The organism is Ornithinimicrobium jinqii, from assembly GCF_045032595.1.
Taxonomy (GTDB): domain Bacteria; phylum Actinomycetota; class Actinomycetes; order Actinomycetales; family Dermatophilaceae; genus Ornithinicoccus.
This window is the reverse complement of the sequence record NZ_JBJFZS010000008.1, coordinates 34,234-51,478: the sequence shown is the minus strand read 5'-3', so window position 1 is coordinate 51,478 and position 17,245 is coordinate 34,234. Positions and strand designations below refer to the sequence as shown.

Annotated in this window: 12 protein-coding genes and 1 tRNA gene; 4 read left to right on the top strand and 9 right to left on the bottom strand. The window is 71.0% G+C overall.

Features of this window, described 5'->3' with window-relative positions:
- Window positions 1-252: 252 nt before the first annotated feature.
- Window positions 253-4,212 (top strand): cell wall-binding repeat-containing protein, encoded by a 3,960-nt coding sequence (locus tag ACI3ET_RS03450; RefSeq protein WP_405031558.1) that lies wholly within the window; start codon window positions 253-255, stop codon window positions 4,210-4,212.
- A gap of 145 nt (window positions 4,213-4,357) precedes the next feature.
- The gene (locus ACI3ET_RS03445; protein ID WP_405031557.1) at window positions 4,358-4,567 is read left to right on the top strand and encodes a hypothetical protein; all 210 of its coding nucleotides are present in this window, start codon (window positions 4,358-4,360) and stop codon (window positions 4,565-4,567) included.
- Here ACI3ET_RS03445 and ACI3ET_RS03440 read toward each other — a convergent pair.
- From ACI3ET_RS03440 to ACI3ET_RS03405, 8 genes are all read right to left on the bottom strand, one after another.
- Window positions 4,564-5,415 (bottom strand): pseudouridine synthase, encoded by an 852-nt coding sequence (locus ACI3ET_RS03440; protein ID WP_405031556.1) that lies wholly within the window; start codon window positions 5,413-5,415, stop codon window positions 4,564-4,566. The genes ACI3ET_RS03445 and ACI3ET_RS03440 overlap by 4 nt on opposite strands.
- Before the next feature lie 173 nt (window positions 5,416-5,588).
- Window positions 5,589-7,271, bottom strand: coding sequence for an energy-dependent translational throttle protein EttA (ettA, locus tag ACI3ET_RS03435; RefSeq protein ID WP_405031555.1), 1,683 nt, complete (start codon window positions 7,269-7,271; stop codon window positions 5,589-5,591).
- A gap of 127 nt (window positions 7,272-7,398) precedes the next feature.
- Complete coding sequence (locus ACI3ET_RS03430; protein ID WP_405031554.1) at window positions 7,399-7,929, bottom strand: single-stranded DNA-binding protein; 531 nt, start codon at window positions 7,927-7,929, stop codon at window positions 7,399-7,401.
- Window positions 7,930-8,097: 168 nt separating this feature from the next.
- Window positions 8,098-9,744 (bottom strand): YfjP family GTPase, encoded by a 1,647-nt coding sequence (locus tag ACI3ET_RS03425; protein WP_405031553.1) that lies wholly within the window; start codon window positions 9,742-9,744, stop codon window positions 8,098-8,100.
- Complete coding sequence (locus ACI3ET_RS03420; RefSeq protein WP_405031552.1) at window positions 9,741-11,441, bottom strand: dynamin family protein; 1,701 nt, start codon at window positions 11,439-11,441, stop codon at window positions 9,741-9,743. Before ACI3ET_RS03420 ends, ACI3ET_RS03425 begins: the two co-directional genes overlap by 4 nt.
- 96 nt (window positions 11,442-11,537) lie before the next feature.
- Window positions 11,538-12,704: a bifunctional chorismate mutase/prephenate dehydrogenase gene (gene tyrA, locus ACI3ET_RS03415; protein ID WP_405031551.1), complete on the bottom strand. Its 1,167-nt coding sequence runs from the start codon at window positions 12,702-12,704 to the stop codon at window positions 11,538-11,540.
- A 44-nt stretch (window positions 12,705-12,748) separates the two neighbouring features.
- A tRNA-Arg gene (locus ACI3ET_RS03410) sits at window positions 12,749-12,824 on the bottom strand.
- Window positions 12,825-12,892: 68 nt separating this feature from the next.
- Window positions 12,893-14,074 (bottom strand): PrsW family intramembrane metalloprotease, encoded by a 1,182-nt coding sequence (locus ACI3ET_RS03405; RefSeq protein WP_405031550.1) that lies wholly within the window; start codon window positions 14,072-14,074, stop codon window positions 12,893-12,895.
- Window positions 14,075-14,120: 46 nt separating this feature from the next.
- Here ACI3ET_RS03405 and orn point away from each other — a divergent pair, with 46 nt between their 5' ends.
- Both orn and ACI3ET_RS03395 read left to right on the top strand, forming a co-directional pair.
- Window positions 14,121-14,756: an oligoribonuclease gene (orn, locus tag ACI3ET_RS03400; protein WP_405031549.1), complete on the top strand. Its 636-nt coding sequence runs from the start codon at window positions 14,121-14,123 to the stop codon at window positions 14,754-14,756.
- A 167-nt stretch (window positions 14,757-14,923) separates the two neighbouring features.
- A complete protein-coding gene (locus ACI3ET_RS03395; protein WP_405031548.1) occupies window positions 14,924-15,265 on the top strand; it encodes a histone-like nucleoid-structuring protein Lsr2 in 342 nt (113 codons plus the stop codon).
- A 367-nt stretch (window positions 15,266-15,632) separates the two neighbouring features.
- Here ACI3ET_RS03395 and ACI3ET_RS03390 read toward each other — a convergent pair whose 3' ends face one another.
- Window positions 15,633-16,895, bottom strand: a complete 1,263-nt coding sequence (locus ACI3ET_RS03390) for an AI-2E family transporter (RefSeq protein ID WP_405031547.1) — start codon at window positions 16,893-16,895, stop codon at window positions 15,633-15,635.
- Window positions 16,896-17,245 lie beyond the last annotated feature (350 nt).

The window sequence follows — 17,245 nt, the reverse complement described above, 5'->3', positions numbered from 1 at the left end:
GTTTTCTTTTGAAAAGTTGGGGCTTCCTCCCTCCACCCCCCTCTTTGGGGCTCCCCCCCCCCCCCCCCCCCCCCGCCAAGGGGGGACCGTCCGCGGCTCTACATAACGAAATGGTCACGTCTTCCTCGTTGGAGGAACCGGACCCTTCTCACGCCTGGGCCGGCGACACATACTGCCAAGGTCGCCTCCGGCGTGCCCCATGGTGGGCCGTGGCGAGGGCGACACCTAACCATCGAACGAAGGACACCCAACGTGCGCAACACACCTGGACGTCGGAGGACGCGGCTCATCGCTCTCGCCGGCGCAGGTGCTGTCCTTGCACCCCTGACGATCGGGGTGCCCTCCTGGGCGACCCCCGAGCTGTCGGTGGCCGAGGACGGTTCCTACATCGTCATGCTGAAGCAAGACTCCCTGGCTGCCTACGACGGCGGCATCAAGGGGATCCCGGCGACGAAGCCGGCCGAGGGCGAGAAGCTCGACAGTGCCAGCACCGCTGCCCGCAGCTACGTCGACCTCCTGCGCTCGGAGCAGAACGAGGTGCTGGCCAGCGTCGGTCTTGACGCCGGGGCCAAGGCCTATGACTACACCGCCGTGTTCAACGGCTTCGCGGTCGACCTGACCGCGCAGCAGGTCGGGCAGTTGCGCAAGAACCCTGACGTGGCCTACGTCTGGGAGGACGAGATCCGCACCGCGGACACCGTCTCCACCCCTGACTACCTCGGCCTTCGCGGCGAGGGTGGCGTGTGGGACACCGAGTTCGGCGGGGACGCCGAGGCCGGCAAGGGCGTCGTCGTCGGTGTCATCGACACCGGCATCTGGCCCGAGAACCCCAGCTTCGCGGACCTGCCCGGCAACCCGGCCCCCCCGGCGAGCTGGAACGGCGTGTGCATCACCGGGGACGACCCCGCCGCAGACGGCAACATCACCTGCAACAGCAAGCTCATCGGTGCCCGCTACTACCCGGAGGGCAACGACACCTCGTTCGACTTCCAGTCCCCGCGCGACACCAACAGCCACGGCAGTCACACCGCCGGCACCGCCGCCGGCAACAACGGTGTCGAGGTGGCTGTCTTCGGCACCGAGATGGGCAGCGGCTCGGGCATGGCGCCGGCCGCCCAGATCGCCGCCTACAAGGCCCTGTGGCAGACCGCCGACGGCAACGGCAGCGGCTCCACCGCCGGCCTGCTGGCCGCGATCAACGACTCGGTGTCGGACGGCGTCGACGTCATCAACTACTCGGTGTCCGGTTCCTCGCAGTACGTCGTGGACCCCATCGAGCTGGCGTTCTTCGACGCGGCCGACGCCGGCGTCTTCGTCGCCGCGTCGGCGGGCAACTCCGGTGACACCGTGGGTGCCGGCTCGGTCGCCCACAACTCCCCGTGGGTCATGACGGTCGCGGCCTCCACCCACGACCGCAACGTGAGCAAGTACGTCGAGCTCGGCGGTGGTGACACCGTCGACCGGATCGCGGGCGCCAACCGCTACGAGACAGCTGTCGAGCTCGCGATGTCCTACCCGGAGGGTGTCGACACCGTCTACATCGCCACGGGTGACCAGTTCGCGGACGCGCTGGCCGGCTCGGCCCCCGCCGCCAAGGGCCTGGTCCCGACCGGTTCCCGCGCGGGCGTGGAGGAGGCCACCGTCGCCCCCGACGGTTCGCCTGCCCCGGTCCTGCTCACCAAGACCGGCTCGCTGCCGAGTGTCACCGCCGCGGCCCTGACCGAGCTCGGGGTCAGCAACATCATCATCCTCGGCGGCGAGGTCGCCGTCTCCACAGCCGTCGAGAACCAGCTGGAGAGCTACGGCGACGTCACCCGCATCGCGGGCGCCAACCGCTACGAGACCGCGGCCATGCTGGCCTCGATGTTCGGTGAGACCGAGCGCGTCTACGTCGCTGCCGGCGAGGACAACGCCTTCCCCGACGCCCTGTCCGGCTCCGCGCTGGCCGGTGCCGAAGGTGTTCCCGTCCTGCTGGTGAAGTCCGGCTCCGTCCCCAGCGCGGTGCACGCCGCCCTGGACGCCCTGGGACGGCCGGCAGTCACCGTCCTCGGCGGCACCAGCGCCGTGACCGACGCCGTCGCGATCGAGCTCGGCGCCGACGAGCGCCTCGGCGGTGCCAACCGGTACGAGACCTCCGCGTCCGTCGCTGCGGCCTTCGGCTACTCCGCCGCGGACCCGGCCTCGCACGCCTACGTCGCGACCGGTGAGAACTACCCCGACGCCCTGGCGGCCTCGGCCCTCGCGGGCTCCGAGGGTGTCCCGGTCGTCCTGTCCAAGACTGCGTCGGTCCCGAACGTCACGGTGGACGCCCTGCACGAGCTGGGTCTGGGCTGGGTCCACCTGGTCGGTGGTTACACCGCCCTGTCGCAGGCCGTCGAGACCCGGCTCGAGGCCGAGTTCTTCACCGATGCTCTGCGTTTCCAGGGAGTCGGTGTCGGCGAGGCCGTCGGCCCCGCCCCGCTGGTGGACTCGGAGGACTTCCCGGCAGAGGGCCGTACGGCGGCCGACGCCATGCTGTGCCTCCCGGGCTCGCTCGACGAGGACGCTATCGACGGCGAGATCGTCATCTGCACCCGCGGCACCAACGCCCGCGTGGAGAAGAGCGAGGTCGTCGCCAGCGCCGGTGGCATCGGCATGATCCTGGCCAACACCACCGACGCGGAGTCGCTGAACGCAGACTTCCACGTGATCCCCACCATCCACGTCAACGGCACCGATGGCGCGGAGATCAAGGCCTACGAGGAGTCCGACCCGAACCCGACGGCGTTCATCTCTGCCACCGGTGACGGTGGAGTCGAGCTGGTCGTCCCCGAGATGGCCGGGTTCAGCTCCTACGGCCCGGCGATCGCCGGTGGTGGTGACCTCCTCAAGCCGGACATCACCGCTCCGGGCGTCGACGTGATCGCGGCGGTCTCCGGCACGACCGGGACCGACTTCAACGCGATGTCCGGCACCTCGATGTCGGCCCCGCACGTCGCGGGCCTCGCGGCCCTGATGATGTCGAAGAACACCGACTGGAGCCCGATGGCCGTCAAGTCGGCCATGATGACCACCGCCGACCCGTTCAACAGCGAGGGTGAGCCGATCCACTACGGTGGCGCCCCGGCCAGCCCGCTGCACTACGGTTCCGGCGAGGTGGAGCCCGCCGCGTCCTACGGCACGCCGCTGGTCTACGAGTCGGACTGGCTGGACTGGTACGGCTACACCTGCGCCATCGGCCAGCTGCAGCTCCTCGGCGGCGGGCAGGGCGTCTGTGACCAGGTGAACGGGCTCTTGGGCGGCATCCCCGACCCGAGCGACCTCAACTACCCGAGCATCGCGGTCGCCGACCTGGGTGGCACGCAGACCGTCACCCGCACGGTCACCGCGACCGGTGAGGGTGGCACGTTCACCTCGCAGGTGGAGGCTCCCGAGGGCATGACGGTCGAGGTCTCCCCCGCGACCGTCACCGTCCCGGCCGGTGGCGAGGCGACCTTCGAGGTCACCATCACCAACCAGAGCGGCGCGCTCGGTGAGTGGTCCTTCGGCTCGCTCACCTGGACCGGTCCGGGCTCGGACGTCCGCAGCCCCATCGCGGTCAAGCCGGTCGCCATCGGCGCTCCCGGCGAGATCGTCGTCAGCGGCGTCGAGGGCAGCCAGACCTTCGAGGTCGTGCCCGGTGGCGCCGGGACCCTGACCTCGGTGGTCCACGGCCTGACGCAGGCCGACACCCAGGAGGTCAGCGTGACCTCGGACGGCCCTGCCGGTGGTGCGAGCATCGCTGACCTCGTCCTTCCGGTCACGGTTCCCGAGGGCGCCGCAGCGATCCGGGTCGAGGTCTGGCAGGACGAGTGGGACCCCACCGTGGACCTGGACCTGGACCTGTACCTGGCGACCTCCACCGGCACGATCATCGCGCAGAGTGCGGCCGGCGGGTCGGACGAGGCGGTCACCGTGACCGCCCCGGCCCCGGGCGACTACCTCGTCGTGATCGACAACTGGAACGCCGCCGCGGGAGAGGTCGCTACGGGTCCGCTCCACGTGTACCTGCCCGCCGCGGACGAGGGCAACCTCGACGTCACCCCGTCGCCGGTCGTCACCCTCACCGGTGTGCCGGTGGAGCTCACCGCGGCGTGGTCCGGCCTGGAGGCAGCAACCCGCTACCTCGGGGTCATCGGGTACGACTTCGGCTCCGGTGAGGTCGGTCACACCTTGGTCACTGTCACCCCGTGATCGACCGCCCTGACGGGGTCCGCCCCTGACGGTCACCATCACAACGGCAAGGGCCCGTCCCCCGCGAGGGGGGCGGGCCCTTCCGCATGGGTGGCCCGCCGCCTACGGTGGTGCTGAATGCTGTCAGCGCGAGGAAGGGACCGACATGTGGTGGCAGGACCTGCTGTGGGGAGTCTGGAACGGGATCACCGCCTGGGTGGTGCTGGTCGCGCACGTCTTCGGCGCCTGGGACAGGTTCCCGGTCTACGACGTCGAGCGGCTCGGCAACTGGTACGACCTCGGCTTCCTCCTGGGGGCCGGATCGCCGGTCCTCGGCACGCTCGGCGGGAAGAGGGCAGCCCGGTCCCGCAGCTAGGACGGTGAGGGTTGCGACGTCGTGATCGGCAGCGTGCGGTGCGAGGTGATGCACCGGTCGGCGCCGCTGACAGGGTCGGCGAAGCGCACCTCGTGCGCGAGCAGCTGCAGGGGTGCCGAGAAGTCGCCGGGGGCCACGTCCCTCACCCGCGGGTAGAGCGGGTCGCCGAGGATCTCGATGCCGAGGCCGGCGAGGTGTACCCGGAGCTGGTGGGTCTGTCCGGTGGTGGGGGTGAGCCGGTAGCGTCCGACGACGCGGCCCCCGACCTGCTCGGTGCCGAGCAGCTCGACGCGGGTCGCGGCGTTCGGGTTGCCAGGTTCGACGCGCGTCTGCAGCTGGCCGCGGTGCTTGACCAGCCGGTTGCGGACGGTCAGAGGCAGCTGCAGGTCCGCACGCAGTCCGGCCAGCGCGAGGTACGTCTTCGCCAGGCCCCCGTGCTGCACCATCCGCTGGTAGGGCGCCCTCGCGTCCGCCCGGGTGGTGAGGAGCAGCACCCCGCTCGTCAGCCGGTCCAGGCGGTGGACCGGGGCGAGGTCGGGCAGGTCCAGCCGACGGCGCAGCCGGACGAGGACGGTCTGGGCGACGTGCGAGCCGCGCGGCATCGTGGCCAGGAACGGCGGCTTGTCCACGGCCAGCAGCCCGGTGTCGTCGTCGCGCAGCAGGACCGTCGGCTCCCCCGGGACGTCGACCTCCTCAGGAAGGTCCCGATAGAGGTATGCCGTGCCGCCGGGTCGGTAGGGCGTGCCCGGCCCCACCCGGGTCCCGTCGCCGAGGAGGACCTCCCCCGCCCCGACGCGTCGCCATACCCCCTCGGGGTCGCCTGTCCGCTCGAGGAGGAAGTCGACCACGGTGAGGTGTTCCGCGGAACCGTCCTGGGGGTGTTCCGCGGAACCGTCCCCCGTGCTTGCAGGCATGCGGATGCGCGCAGGCCCCAGTCCGTCCCGAGGAGGGAGCGGGGGCTGGGGCCTGCGGCGACGTGCCATCTCGTCGGTCGGGGTCGAGCGGGCTGCCGCGGCGGGCGTCAGTCGCGCGTGAGCTTGCGGTAGGTGACCCGGTGCGGCCGGGCGGCGTCGGCGCCGAGGCGCTCCACCTTGTTCTCCTCGTAGGCACCGAAGTTGCCCTCGAACCAGTGCCACTTCGAGGGGTTCTCGTCATCACCCTCGTACGCGAGCAGGTGGGTGGCCACGCGGTCCAGGAACCACCGGTCGTGGGAGATGACCACGGCGCAGCCGGGGTAGTTGAGCAGCGCGTTCTCCAGCGAGCTCAGGGTCTCGACGTCGAGGTCGTTGGTCGGCTCGTCGAGCAGCAGGAGGTTGCCGCCCTGCTTGAGCGTCAGGGCCAGGTTGAGCCGGTTGCGCTCGCCCCCGGAGAGCACGCCGGCCTTCTTCTGCTGGTCCGGGCCCTTGAAGCCGAACTGGCTGACGTAGGCGCGGGACGGGATCTCGACGTTGCCGACCTGGATGAAGTCGAGCCCGTCGGAGACGACCTCCCAGAGCGACTTCTGGGGGTCCAAGCCCTCACGGGACTGGTCGACGTAGCTGATCTTGACCGTCTCGCCCACCTTGACCGACCCGCTGTCCGCGTCCTCCAGACCGACGATCGTCTTGAAGAGCGTGGTCTTGCCGACCCCGTTGGGGCCGATGACCCCCACGATGCCGTTGCGGGGCAGGGTGAAACTGAGTCCGTCGATGAGGACGCGGTCGCCGAAGCCCTTCTTCAGGTCCGTGACCTCGATGACCTGGCTACCCAGACGGGGGCCCGCGGGGATCTGGATCTCGTCGAAGTCGAGCTTGCGCGTCTTCTCCGCCTCGGCGGCCATCTCCTCGTAGCGGGCCAGGCGGGCCTTGCTCTTCGTCTGCTTGGCCTTGGGGTTGGAGCGCACCCACTCCAGCTCGGACTCCAGCCGCTTGGCCAGCTTGGCGTCCTTCTTGCCGGAGACGGACAGGCGCTCGCGCTTCTTCTCCAGGTAGGTGGAGTAGTTGCCCTCGTAGGGGTACAGCCGGCCGCGGTCGACCTCGGCGATCCACTGGGCGACGTTGTCGAGGAAGTACCGGTCGTGGGTGACGGCGAGCACGGCGCCGGAGTAGGAGGCCAGGTGCTGCTCCAGCCACTGCACGGACTCGGCGTCCAGGTGGTTGGTCGGCTCGTCGAGCAGGAGCAGATCGGGCTTGCTCAGCAGCAACTTGCACAGCGCCACGCGGCGACGCTCTCCACCGGAGAGGATCGTGACGTCTGCGTCCGGCGGGGGGCAGCGCAGGGCGTCCATCGCCTGCTCGAGCTGGGCGTCGAGGTCCCACGCGTCGGCGTGGTCGATCTCCTCCTGCAGCTGGCCCATCTCGGCCATCAGGGCGTCGAAGTCGGCGTCCGGCTCGGCCATCAGCTCGCCGATCTCGTTGAACCGGTCCACCTTGACCTTGATCTCGCCAAGGCCCTCCTCGACGTTGCCGAGGACGGTCTTCTCCTCGTTCAGCGGCGGCTCCTGCAGCAGGATCCCCACCGTGTACCCGGGGCTGAGGCGTGCCTCACCGTTGGAGGGCTGGTCCAGCCCGGCCATGATCTTGAGGATGGTCGACTTGCCCGCGCCGTTGGGACCCACGACACCGATCTTGGCGCCCGGGTAGAAGGACATCGTCACGTCGTCGAGGATCAGCTTGTCGCCGTGCGCCTTGCGGGCGCGCGACATGGTGTAGATAAATTCGGCCATGCCGTCGAGGGTATCCGCCGGACGGTGGGCCTTACGAATCCCGAGGAGGTCCGGTCGGCGGCGCGCGGGCGCACGCCACCGACCTGGACCCCACCACCCCCGGTCGACCACCCCCGGTCGCCGGCGCTCACGCGATGCGCGCCAGCACCTCCTCCGCGGCCTCGTCGTCCACGACGCCGTCCTCGTCGGTGTAGCTCTCCAGGTCGTCCGGGTCTGCGACCGCGTCGGCGGGCAGCTCTCCGTGCTCCGGGTCGTCCTCCCCCGGGTTGTACTCACCGACCCGGTCCAGACCCCAGTCGACGTTGCCCCGGGTGAACGGCGCCGTCCCGAACGAGACGTCGGGACCGATCGACTCCACGTCGAGGGTGGCGTTGGTCCCGCTGCCCTTCTCACTCGTCCACTCGTTGAGCCGGAAGCGGCCGTGCACGATGACGGGGTCGCCCTTCCGGAACGTGCTGAGCGCGTTGGCCCCCATCGGACCCCAGCACAGCAGGTCGAAGTAGGTCGTGCCGGTGGTGATCCACTGGCCGACGGACTTGTCGTAGCGGCGGTTGTTCACCGCCACCGCCATCACGGCGAACGGCTCGCCGGTCTTGGTGCTCAGGCGGCGCTGCGGGTCACGGGTCAGGTTGCCCGTGACCGTCATCTTGCAGTCCATGCTGCTCTCCCATCGTGGTCGTGCCCGTCGGTGACGGGCCGGTAGGACCAGCGTGCGAGCGGCGCACCGGGCGGACAACGGCCGTTGACGGAGCTGTGGACGGCGGGACGGACCGGCAGGGGGATGTGGACGGCGACGGTCCGGACTGAGCCCGAGCACGCGGTCGGGTCAGGAGGCGGCGCGGTCGAGGTGCTGCCGGGTCTTCTCGTGACGATCCAGGACCGCGAGGACGGGTCGGCGGACGTGCTGGAAGGAGACCTCGTCGATAGCCTCGTCGAGAGCGTCCTCCACCTGACGACGGCGACGACGAGCGCCGACTCCGGCCATCACCCGCGCGACCATCGCCAGGAGCAGCCCGGCGAGCAGACCACCGGCGAGGAGCAGCAGCGGGATCGGAACGGGACCCCAGAGCGGGGCGTCGATCGGGAACTGCAGCCAGCCGAGCACCGCCAGGAGGACCAGCCACAGCAGGCCGACGACCGCGGCGACCGCGAGCACCAGCTGCAGGGCGCCGAGCACGGCCCACCACGCGGGTGAGCGGGCGCGCAGCGGGGTCCCGACGACGGCCTGGTCGAGGGCGTCGGACAGGTTGTCGTGGCGGGGGCTGGCCGCCTCGACGAGCGCGTCGGCCCAGCGCGGCGGTAGTCCGGCCCCGGCGTCCTCGGCGACCTGACGGCTGGCGAGCTGGACGTTGGCCCGGGCGGCCGGGGTGGGTGCCGGCAGCGACGACCTGCCCAGGACCGAGCGGACGTCGGAGGGCGCGATGCCGGCCGGGCCCGGCGAGTTGTCCCCCAGGCGCAGCCGCTTGAGCGGGTCGGCGCGCAACGAACCGAGCCAGCGGGTGAAGGGCCACCCGGCGCGGGCGTTGGCCTGGCGGACGTAGTCGCGCTCGACCGCGTCGAGGACGACCGGCACCCCGGAGGCCTGCCTGAGCGCCTGGTGCAGCCGGTGGTCGGCCGTCTCGGTGAACTCCGGCGTCTGCTCGGCCAGCCCCGCACCGACGTGCTCGGCGGAGGTGCGCACGTCCGCGACGAGTCGTGCCTCTGCGGCGTTGTTGGCGCTGACGACGGCACCGATGCGCCGGCGCAGCTCGTCCAGCCCCTGACCGGTGCGGGCAGAGGTGACGATCACCTCGTGGTCGCCGGCACCGTCGGTGTGCACCAACCGCCTCAGGTCCTCGCTGACCCGTTCGACGTCACCCTCGCTGCGGAGACGGTCGGCCTGGTTGAGGACGACGAGCATGACCGTGTCGTGGTGCCGTAGCGGGTGCAGGTAGTCGTCGTGGAGGCGGGCGTCGGCGTACTTCTGCGGGTCCGCGACCCAGACGAAGACGTCGGTGCGCTCCAGGATGCGGTCGGCCTCGACCCGGTGCCGGGTCTCCCTGCTGTCGAAGTCGGGCAGGTCGACGAGGACGAGGCCCTCCAGGGGCACGTTGCCCGGGGTCGGGGTGACCTGGTGACGGTGGTGGACGCCCAACCAGTCGAGCAGCTCCCCCGCACCCTCGTCGCCCCACACGGCGGCGGCCGCCTCGGCCGTCGTCGGGCGGCGCGGACCGATGACGGAGACGTCCTCGCCCACCAGCGCGTTGAACAACGACGACTTGCCCGATCCCGTGGCCCCGGCCAGCGCGACCACGGTGCGTCCGCCCTTGAGGGCCCAGCGCTCCTCCGTCCGCTGGACGACCCCGCGGGCCTTCTCGACGGCGGACGGGTCCAGCTCGTTCCCGCCGACGTCCAGGGCGGAGCGGAGCCGTGCGGCGCGCTCGGTGAGGGGGACCGACGCGGCCGAGCCCCCAGCCCTGCGCCGTCCGATCATCGGGCCGCCTCCACGCTGCTCGCGGCCGCTTCCAGGTCACCGACAGCGCTGTCGCTCACGGACACCTCCTCCAGGACCTGCTCGTAGCGGGCCCTCTCGTCGTCGTAGAGCTTCTGCACCCGCGCGAGCAGGGCCGTGCGGGCCTTGACCGACATGGACCGGACGGCCTGGTCCCCGAAGACGGCCTCCAGCAGCCGCTGCGCCAGCACGGCCGAGCCGCCCGCCACCGCGACCTCGGCACCCGTCGGGATGGCTGCCGTGGCGCTGAAGACGACGATCATCAGGAGCACACCGAGCCCGTTGACCCCGAAGGCCAGGAACCTGGCGGTGGACCGGCGCGCGCCGGCCTCCTCCCGCACCAGTTCCAGGACCTCGCCCTGCCAGTCGCGGATCAGCCGATCCACGCGGTCGGCGAAGTCCGGCGAGGCCTTGCTCAGCTCGGGGTGCTCGGCCATCAGCGGCGGACCACCGGGGGCCTGCTTCCAGGCCCGGGCTGCGGTGCTCGCCGCGACCTGGCCGTGCGAGGTGATGAGGGCGGCAGCACCGGTCTGCAGCGCGTCGCCCAGCGGGTCGGAGGTCACCTCCTTGCCGGTGAAGAACGCGCTGACGCGGTCCCGGAACCGGCCCACCCCTGCCTCGACGGAGCGGAGGAACTCGCCGGTCCCGACCAGCTCCTGCCAGCGGGCGAGCACCTCGCCGCGCAGCAGCGAGCCGTCCTGCACGCCGTCGTCGACCCCGGCGAGCGCCTCGCGGTATGCCGTGCGCGGCGCGGAGAGCAGTGCGTCGCGGGCGGCGGTCTGCTCGCGCCCGGCGGTGACCAGGTGCTCCGACCTGGCGGCCAGGGAGCCCAGAGTGCCGGTGAGCGTGCGACGGATCACCATGGAGCGGGCGCGGGCGTCGCTCGCGAGGGAGTCGAGCCACCCGCTGAGGCGCTGCACGCCCGCCTGCGGGATCCGTCCGTCCTCCAGGTCGACCTCGAGGATCGTGAAGATCGGGGACTTGCCCAGGCCCTGGTCGCGCAGCATGGAGGCCAGGTGCAGGCGGACCTGCTCCAGGGCCTCGGGCGGGACCCTGTTCAGGACGATCGCGACGGAGGTGCCGCGCTCGGCTGCGGTGCGCAGCAGCTCCCACGGGACCGCGTCGCCGTACCTGGCCGCGGTGGTCACGAAGAGCCACAGGTCCGCGGCGGAGAGGAGCTGGGTGGCGAGCGACCGGTTGGACCGGACCACCGAGTCGATGTCGGGGGCGTCCAGCAGCGCGAGTCCGACCGGCAGCGCGTCGGAGGGCACGAGACGCACCGAGGTCGGGTCGTCCTCGGCGCCGTCGCCGGCCACGCGCGCCAGCTCGGGCAGCACGCGCTTGTCGGTGAACCAACGGGTGTCCTCCTCGTGGTGCACGAGGACGGAGGCGCGGGTCGTGGGTCGGATCACGCCCGTGCGCGAGACGTGCGCGCCGACCAGCGAGTTGACCAGGGTGGACTTCCCGGCTCCCGTCGAGCCGCCGACCACCGCGAGGAGCGGCGCCTCCAGGGAGCGCAGGCGCGGAAGGACGTAGTCGTCGAGCTGCTGGACGAGCTCGCGCCGCGCCGTCCGCGACTCCTCCGCACCGTCCAGCTCGAGGGGCAGGCCGAGCGCGTCGGCGCTGCTGCGGAGCCGTTCGACGGCAGCGAGCAGCACGGTGGGGTCCTTGTCGGTCACATGGGCCAGTCTCTCCCGCCGGTGCTCGTGCACCAAAGCGAACCGCCGCTGGGGGTCCCGACCGTCACCGACCGGTCCGGACGGGTCACCGACCCGTCATCGACCGGCGTCGGCGTGCGCCAGCAGCGTGCGCGACTCGGCGAGGAACCGCTCCGCGTAGGGCCCGAACCAGTCCCCGATCTCGGCGAAGCGTTCGACGAAGGCGTCCCGGTCACCGCGCCGGAGCAGGTCGAGAGCCTCCCCGAAGCGGGCGTGGTAGCGCTCGATGAGGGCGACGGAGTCGGACGAGGCGGTGATGATGTCGTAGTAGAGCTCGGCGTTCTGGGCGAAGAGGCGTCCGACCATGATGAGCTCGAGACGGTAGATCGGGGACGACAGCGCGAGCAGCTCGGACAGGTCGTGGTCCTCGTGCGCCAGGTGCCACCCGTAGGCGAAGGTCGAGAAGTGCCGCAGCGCCTGGATCAGGCCCATCAGGGTGTCGTGGTCCGCGGCGTCGATCTCGTGCAGGCGCGCGCCCCACAGCCGCATCTGGTCCAGCAGCCAGCGCGACTTCTCCGGGTCGCGTCCGGGGACGTAGGCGACGACCTGCTTGGCGAGGCTGTCCACGTCCGGGCCGAACATCGGGTGCAGCCCCAGGACCGGGCCGGAGTGCGCCTGCAGCATGGCCGCCATCACCTCGCGCTTGGTGGAGGTGAGGTCGACGAGCAGGCAGTCGTCCGGCAGCGGTGGGAGAGAGCGGACGACCGCGACGGTGTCGTGGATCGGCACCGCGACCACCACGAGGCCCGCGTCCCGCAGGCTCTCGGCGACCTGCTCGCGGGCGTCGTCGCGCTCGACGACCCGTACGTCGTACCCCGACAGCGTCAGCATCCGACCGAAGAGGGCGCCCATCCGCCCCGCCCCGCCGACGACCACCGCGGGGCCTAGGTCGGGGGCCTGCCGGGTGAAACCCATGTTCTTCTCGTGCGTGTAGGACTCGCGCATGCAGCGGCGCAGCACGTCCTCGACGAGGTCCGGCGGCAGGCCGCGCTCCTCCGCGAGGGCGCGCTTGGCGGCGATCATCGTGCGCTCGCGCTCCGGGGCGTAGATCGGCAGCCCGTGGCGGCCCTTGATCTCGCCGACCTGGCCCACCAGCTCGAGCCGTCGGGCCAGCAGGTCCATGATCTGCGCGTCGACCTCGTCGATGCCGGCCCGCAGCTCCGCCAGCGGCGCCTCGGTCGTGGTCTGGTCCCCGTGCTGACCGGGGTGCTGGCCGTCGCTCACCCTGCGATCCTAGTGCGCAGGTCGAGGCCCCCGACCTCCCCGCGTGGTGCCCCCGGCCCGACTCGAACGGGCAACCTACGGATTAGAAGGCCGTTGCTCTATCCATTGAGCTACGGGGGCTGGCGTGCGCCAAGGAGCATAGCCCGGGCGCGTGAACGGCATACCCCGTCCGTGGGTGTCTGCGCGGGTCAGACGCCGGGGAGGAAGACTCGCCGGCGTGCGGTGATCGTCTGCAGCAGCACCTGCTCTCGGCGCAGCCACTCCGGGTCCGGCCCGCCGCTGTGCAGGTGCTTGCGCACCATGGCCAGGTCGGCGCTCTCGTCCTGGAAGGCGGTCATCGCCCGCTCGGCCTCGCGGCCCCCGACGTGCCGGGCCCAGGTGCGGGCGCGGCGCCGCTCCCCCGCGTCGGCGAGCATCGCGACCTCCACCGGGGTGAACCAGCCGTTGAGGCCGTAGCCGGTGAGGTGGTCGCGCAGGAGCCGGGACTCGCGGCGCCGGGTCCAGCGCAGCAGCAGGAGGAAGGCCAGGAAGAGAGGGATCTGCACGAGGGCGAAGACGAGCAGGTAGGCCTCGCCGGCGACTACGGCGCTGTAGTTCCACAGCGCGTGCAGGAAGATCGCCACGGCCAGGCCGACGAGCACGATCCATGCCGAGGACCAACGACGCCGGTGCGCGACGAGGCCGAACGCGAGGCCGATCCCGACGGTGAACATCGGGTGCGCGAACGGGCTCACGAGGACCCGGATCACGAACAACCCGACCAGGCCGGGCGTCCCCAGCTCCACGTAGGCCCGCCCCAGGTAGAGGATGTTCTCCACGAAGGCGAAGCCGGCCGCCACCAGGCCGGCGTAGACGATGCCGTCGGTGATGCCGTTGAACTCGCGCCGAGCCCGCCAGAAGATGAGCGCGATGCCCAGGCCCTTGGCCACCTCCTCGGTCACGGGGGCGATGACGACCGCTCCCACGACCATCGGGTCGGCGTCCAGCCCGGCGACGAAGCCGACCCCGAGCTCGTTGAGGACCAGCGCCCCCAGGGTGGAGATCAGGGCCCCCCACAGGAAGGCGAACCACAGCAGACGCGCCGGCTCGGCCTCCAGCCGGTCCACGTGCAGGAAGGTGGGCACGACGATGCCCAGCGCGATCGCCGACGTCGCCATCGCCAGCGCTGCGGCGGTCAGCCCGATCGAGCTGAAGACGACCATGCCCATCATCAGGGCGGCAAGGCCGAAGACGGTGACCACGACCCCGACCGCCAGCACGGTGCGCAGCAGGGGCCGGCGGGTCGCGTTGTGGGGGGCGGGGCCGGTGGGGTGGTAGTCCATCACCTGCTCCCACCTGCTGCCGGTGGGCGGCGGGGACGGGTGGACCATGGCCGCGAGGCTACCCGAGCAGGTGCTGCGGCTAGGCTGCTGAACCGTGAGCGATGAGCGGATCGTCTGGATCGACTGCGAGATGACGGGGCTGGACACCCGCCTCGACGCACTGGTGGAGGTCGCCTGCCTGGTGACCGACTCCGAGCTGAACGTGCTCGGGGACGGCGTCGACGTGGTGATCCGCCCGCCCCAGGAGGCGCTGGACCAGATGGGGGACTTCGTGCGCGACATGCACACCGCCTCCGGTCTGCTCCCCCTGCTCGCGGGCGGCACCACCCTCCAGGACGCCGAGGAGCAGGTGCTGGCCTACGTGCGACGGTGGGTCCCCGAGGGGCGCAAGGCTCCGCTGGGCGGCAACACGGTGAGCACCGACCGCGTCTTCCTCGGCCGGGACATGCCCGACCTGGAGGCGCACCTGCACTACCGCATCGTGGACGTCTCCTCCGTCAAGGAGCTCGCCCGTCGCTGGTACCCCCGCGCCTACTACGCCTCGCCCGCCAAGACCGGGGGCCACCGCGCCCTCGGCGACATCCGCGACAGCATCGCCGAGATGCGCTACTACCGAGAGGCGGTCTTCGTGCCGCAGCCCGGCCCGGACACCGCCACCCTGCGCGAGATCGCGGCCCGGCACACGACACCGGGCGGCCAGACGACGGCTGCGGTGACGCCCGGGCCCTGAGACGAGCCGCGGGCGCACGAGGGCCCGGCTCCCACGGTGGGGGCCGGCCTTCGCGGGGGGTTGACCCCGTCTGGTGCCCTGGCACTGAAACCAAACGTGCCCTATGGCAACGGATAATCCCGTAGGATGGACCGAACCATTCTCCCCTAGCCTTTTCAGGAGTCACCATGGCGCAGAAGGTGCAGACCATCTTCGTCTCGGACCTGTCCGGGAAGGAACTCGGTGAGGACGGCCAGACCGTCAAGTTCGGTTTCCTCGGCGCGGACTACGAGATCGACCTCTCCCAGAAGGAGGCCGCCGAGTTCGCCGACAAGATCCAGAAGTACGTGGACGCCGGCCGCCGTGTCGGTGGTCGTCGCCAGCCCGGATCGAGCAGCAGCGCCCGCCGGGACCCCTCCCAGACCAAGGCCATCAAGACGTGGCTGGACGACAAGGGCATCCACTACCCCAAGCGGGGCCGACTCCCCCAGGACCTCATCGACCAGTGGGAAGCGACCCACAAGTCCTGAGCGCACGACAGCAGCTCCCGGCGGATCGAGCCCCGATCACCATCAGCCTCGAGGCCCTCGCCCTCGGCTTGACCCCCCTGCGCGACCCCCGGCAGCTCACCCCGCTGCCCCCCGGCGCGTGGTGGACCGCCCGCCCTGCTCGCCCCCGGGCCGCTGATTCGCCACCCAGACCGTCCGACTCGTGCGGGCCCGAGCACCGTTCGCACCCCGCTCGACTCAGTGAGGATCTCGAGGGCGGGCGGCCCCGACGTCGAGAACGCCCACCGGAGGGACGCCATCGGGTTCAGGTGATCGGTCCTGCCATCCTGTTCTCGTGACGCTGTGGCTACCGATCTCGTCCTGGCCACTGGGGCAGTAGGTCTGGTCATCAGTCCTGCTGGCGCTCGGCGTCCCTGCTTGCCAGCGTCTGCTCTCGTTCGTGTTGATGGCGCGTCCGACGATGGTTCCATCGCTGCGCGATGCTTGGCTTCGATCCTGTCCGGTCACCGGAAGAGAGGGGATCTTCCCCGAGAACCGGGTCGTCGCCGGTCTGGTACGCGTCGGTCCATACCTGGATGACGGACCAGGCGACCGCTGTCAGCGGCACGGCCAGGATGGCTCCGAAGATCCCGCCCACGATGGTGCCGACAGCCAGGGCCAGCAGCACGACGAGCGCGTGCAGGCTCAGTGCCCGTCCCATGACCAGGGGTTGGAGCAGGTCGCCCTCGAGCTGGTTGACGACGACGACGACGGCGATCACGATCAGGGCGACGACGGGCCCGGCGGTGACCAGCGCGACCAGGGCAGCCAGGATGCCGGCGACCGTGGCGCCGACGATGGGCACGAAGGCGCCGACGAACACGATGACGGCCAGGGGCAGCGCCAGGGGCACCCGGAGGACGGCCAGTGCCACGCCGATGAAGACCGCATCGACCGCGGCGATGATCGCGGTGCCGCGCACGTAGCCGCCGAGGACCTGGATGGTCCGCTCTCCGGACTCGGCGAGCTGGGCGCGAGTCTTGCCGTGGAACCACCTGAGTGTGAAGTTCCACATCTTGGGCCCGTCCTTCAGGAAGAAGAACAGGATGACCATCATGAGCATCGCGCCGGTGACGAACCCGGTGGCCGCGCTGATCCCGCTCAGAGCCCCTCCGAGGAACGTCCCACTGGTGACGAAGTCAGTGACCCACTGCACCGCGGCGTCGACGGCAGCGGTGTCGATGGGCAGTGGGCCGGTCATCAGGAAGCCTTGCAGCTCCTCCCAGCCTGCCACTGCGGACGTGGACAGCTCGGCCCACTGGTTGCGCACGGCAAGGACGATTCCTGTGACCAGCCCGCCCAGCAGGATGAAGATGGCGAAGAGTGCGGCACCGGTGGCCAGCAGTCTCGACCAACCCCTGCTCACCAACCATCCCACCAGCGGGTACACCGCGGAGGCCAGGATCAGCGCCACGAGCGCAGCGAGAACGACGACCGAGACACGCAGCAGGAGCCACACCAGACCCACGACCACAGCAGCGACGAGCAGGAGCTGGGCGCACCGGGAACCGGCCCGCCCCAACCCGTCGGACCAGTAGGCACCTGCGCCTTCGCGGGCAGGCGCCGTCCGGGCACCTGAAGGCTGCTCGTCGGGGCCGGGCGGAGTGGTCATCACGTTTTCTCCTCCGAGTCCGATACAGAGAGGCCCTAGGGCGATACTCGGGATGAGTGTCCCCTGGCCACCACCGTGGCTCCTGGGTCTGTCCCCGCGCTGCGGGGACCGGCTCGACTCTCGATCGGTTCTATCCTTCCATGCCTTCTGCAAGGCGGGCAGCCATCGGAGCCCCACTGCCACGTCGACCATACCGATTGATCCCTGCGTCGAGGGGCGTCGCCGGAAGCTGGTCACGGCCGTCGGCGACGTCGTGCGGGACACGGACCAGCACACCGGTGAGCTCTTCCCCGGTCGAGGACGGCCCCCCACCACCCCCGTGCGATCGAGCGCGACGTCGTCCTGTCCCA

What these genes read in the sequence shown, in the direction of transcription:
- ACI3ET_RS03445 (WP_405031557.1), top strand. Translation starts at nt 4,358, where the DNA reads ATGTGGTGGCAGGACCTGCTGTGGGGAGTCTGGAACGGGATCACCGCC.
- ettA (WP_405031555.1), bottom strand. Translation starts at nt 7,271, where the DNA reads ATGGCCGAATTTATCTACACCATGTCGCGCGCCCGCAAGGCGCACGGC.
- ACI3ET_RS03430 (WP_405031554.1), bottom strand. Translation starts at nt 7,929, where the DNA reads ATGGACTGCAAGATGACGGTCACGGGCAACCTGACCCGTGACCCGCAG.
- ACI3ET_RS03425 (WP_405031553.1), bottom strand. Translation starts at nt 9,744, where the DNA reads ATGATCGGACGGCGCAGGGCTGGGGGCTCGGCCGCGTCGGTCCCCCTC.
- ACI3ET_RS03405 (WP_405031550.1), bottom strand. Translation starts at nt 14,074, where the DNA reads ATGGTCCACCCGTCCCCGCCGCCCACCGGCAGCAGGTGGGAGCAGGTG.
- ACI3ET_RS03395 (WP_405031548.1), top strand. Translation starts at nt 14,924, where the DNA reads ATGGCGCAGAAGGTGCAGACCATCTTCGTCTCGGACCTGTCCGGGAAG.
- ACI3ET_RS03390 (WP_405031547.1), bottom strand. Translation starts at nt 16,895, where the DNA reads ATGACCACTCCGCCCGGCCCCGACGAGCAGCCTTCAGGTGCCCGGACG.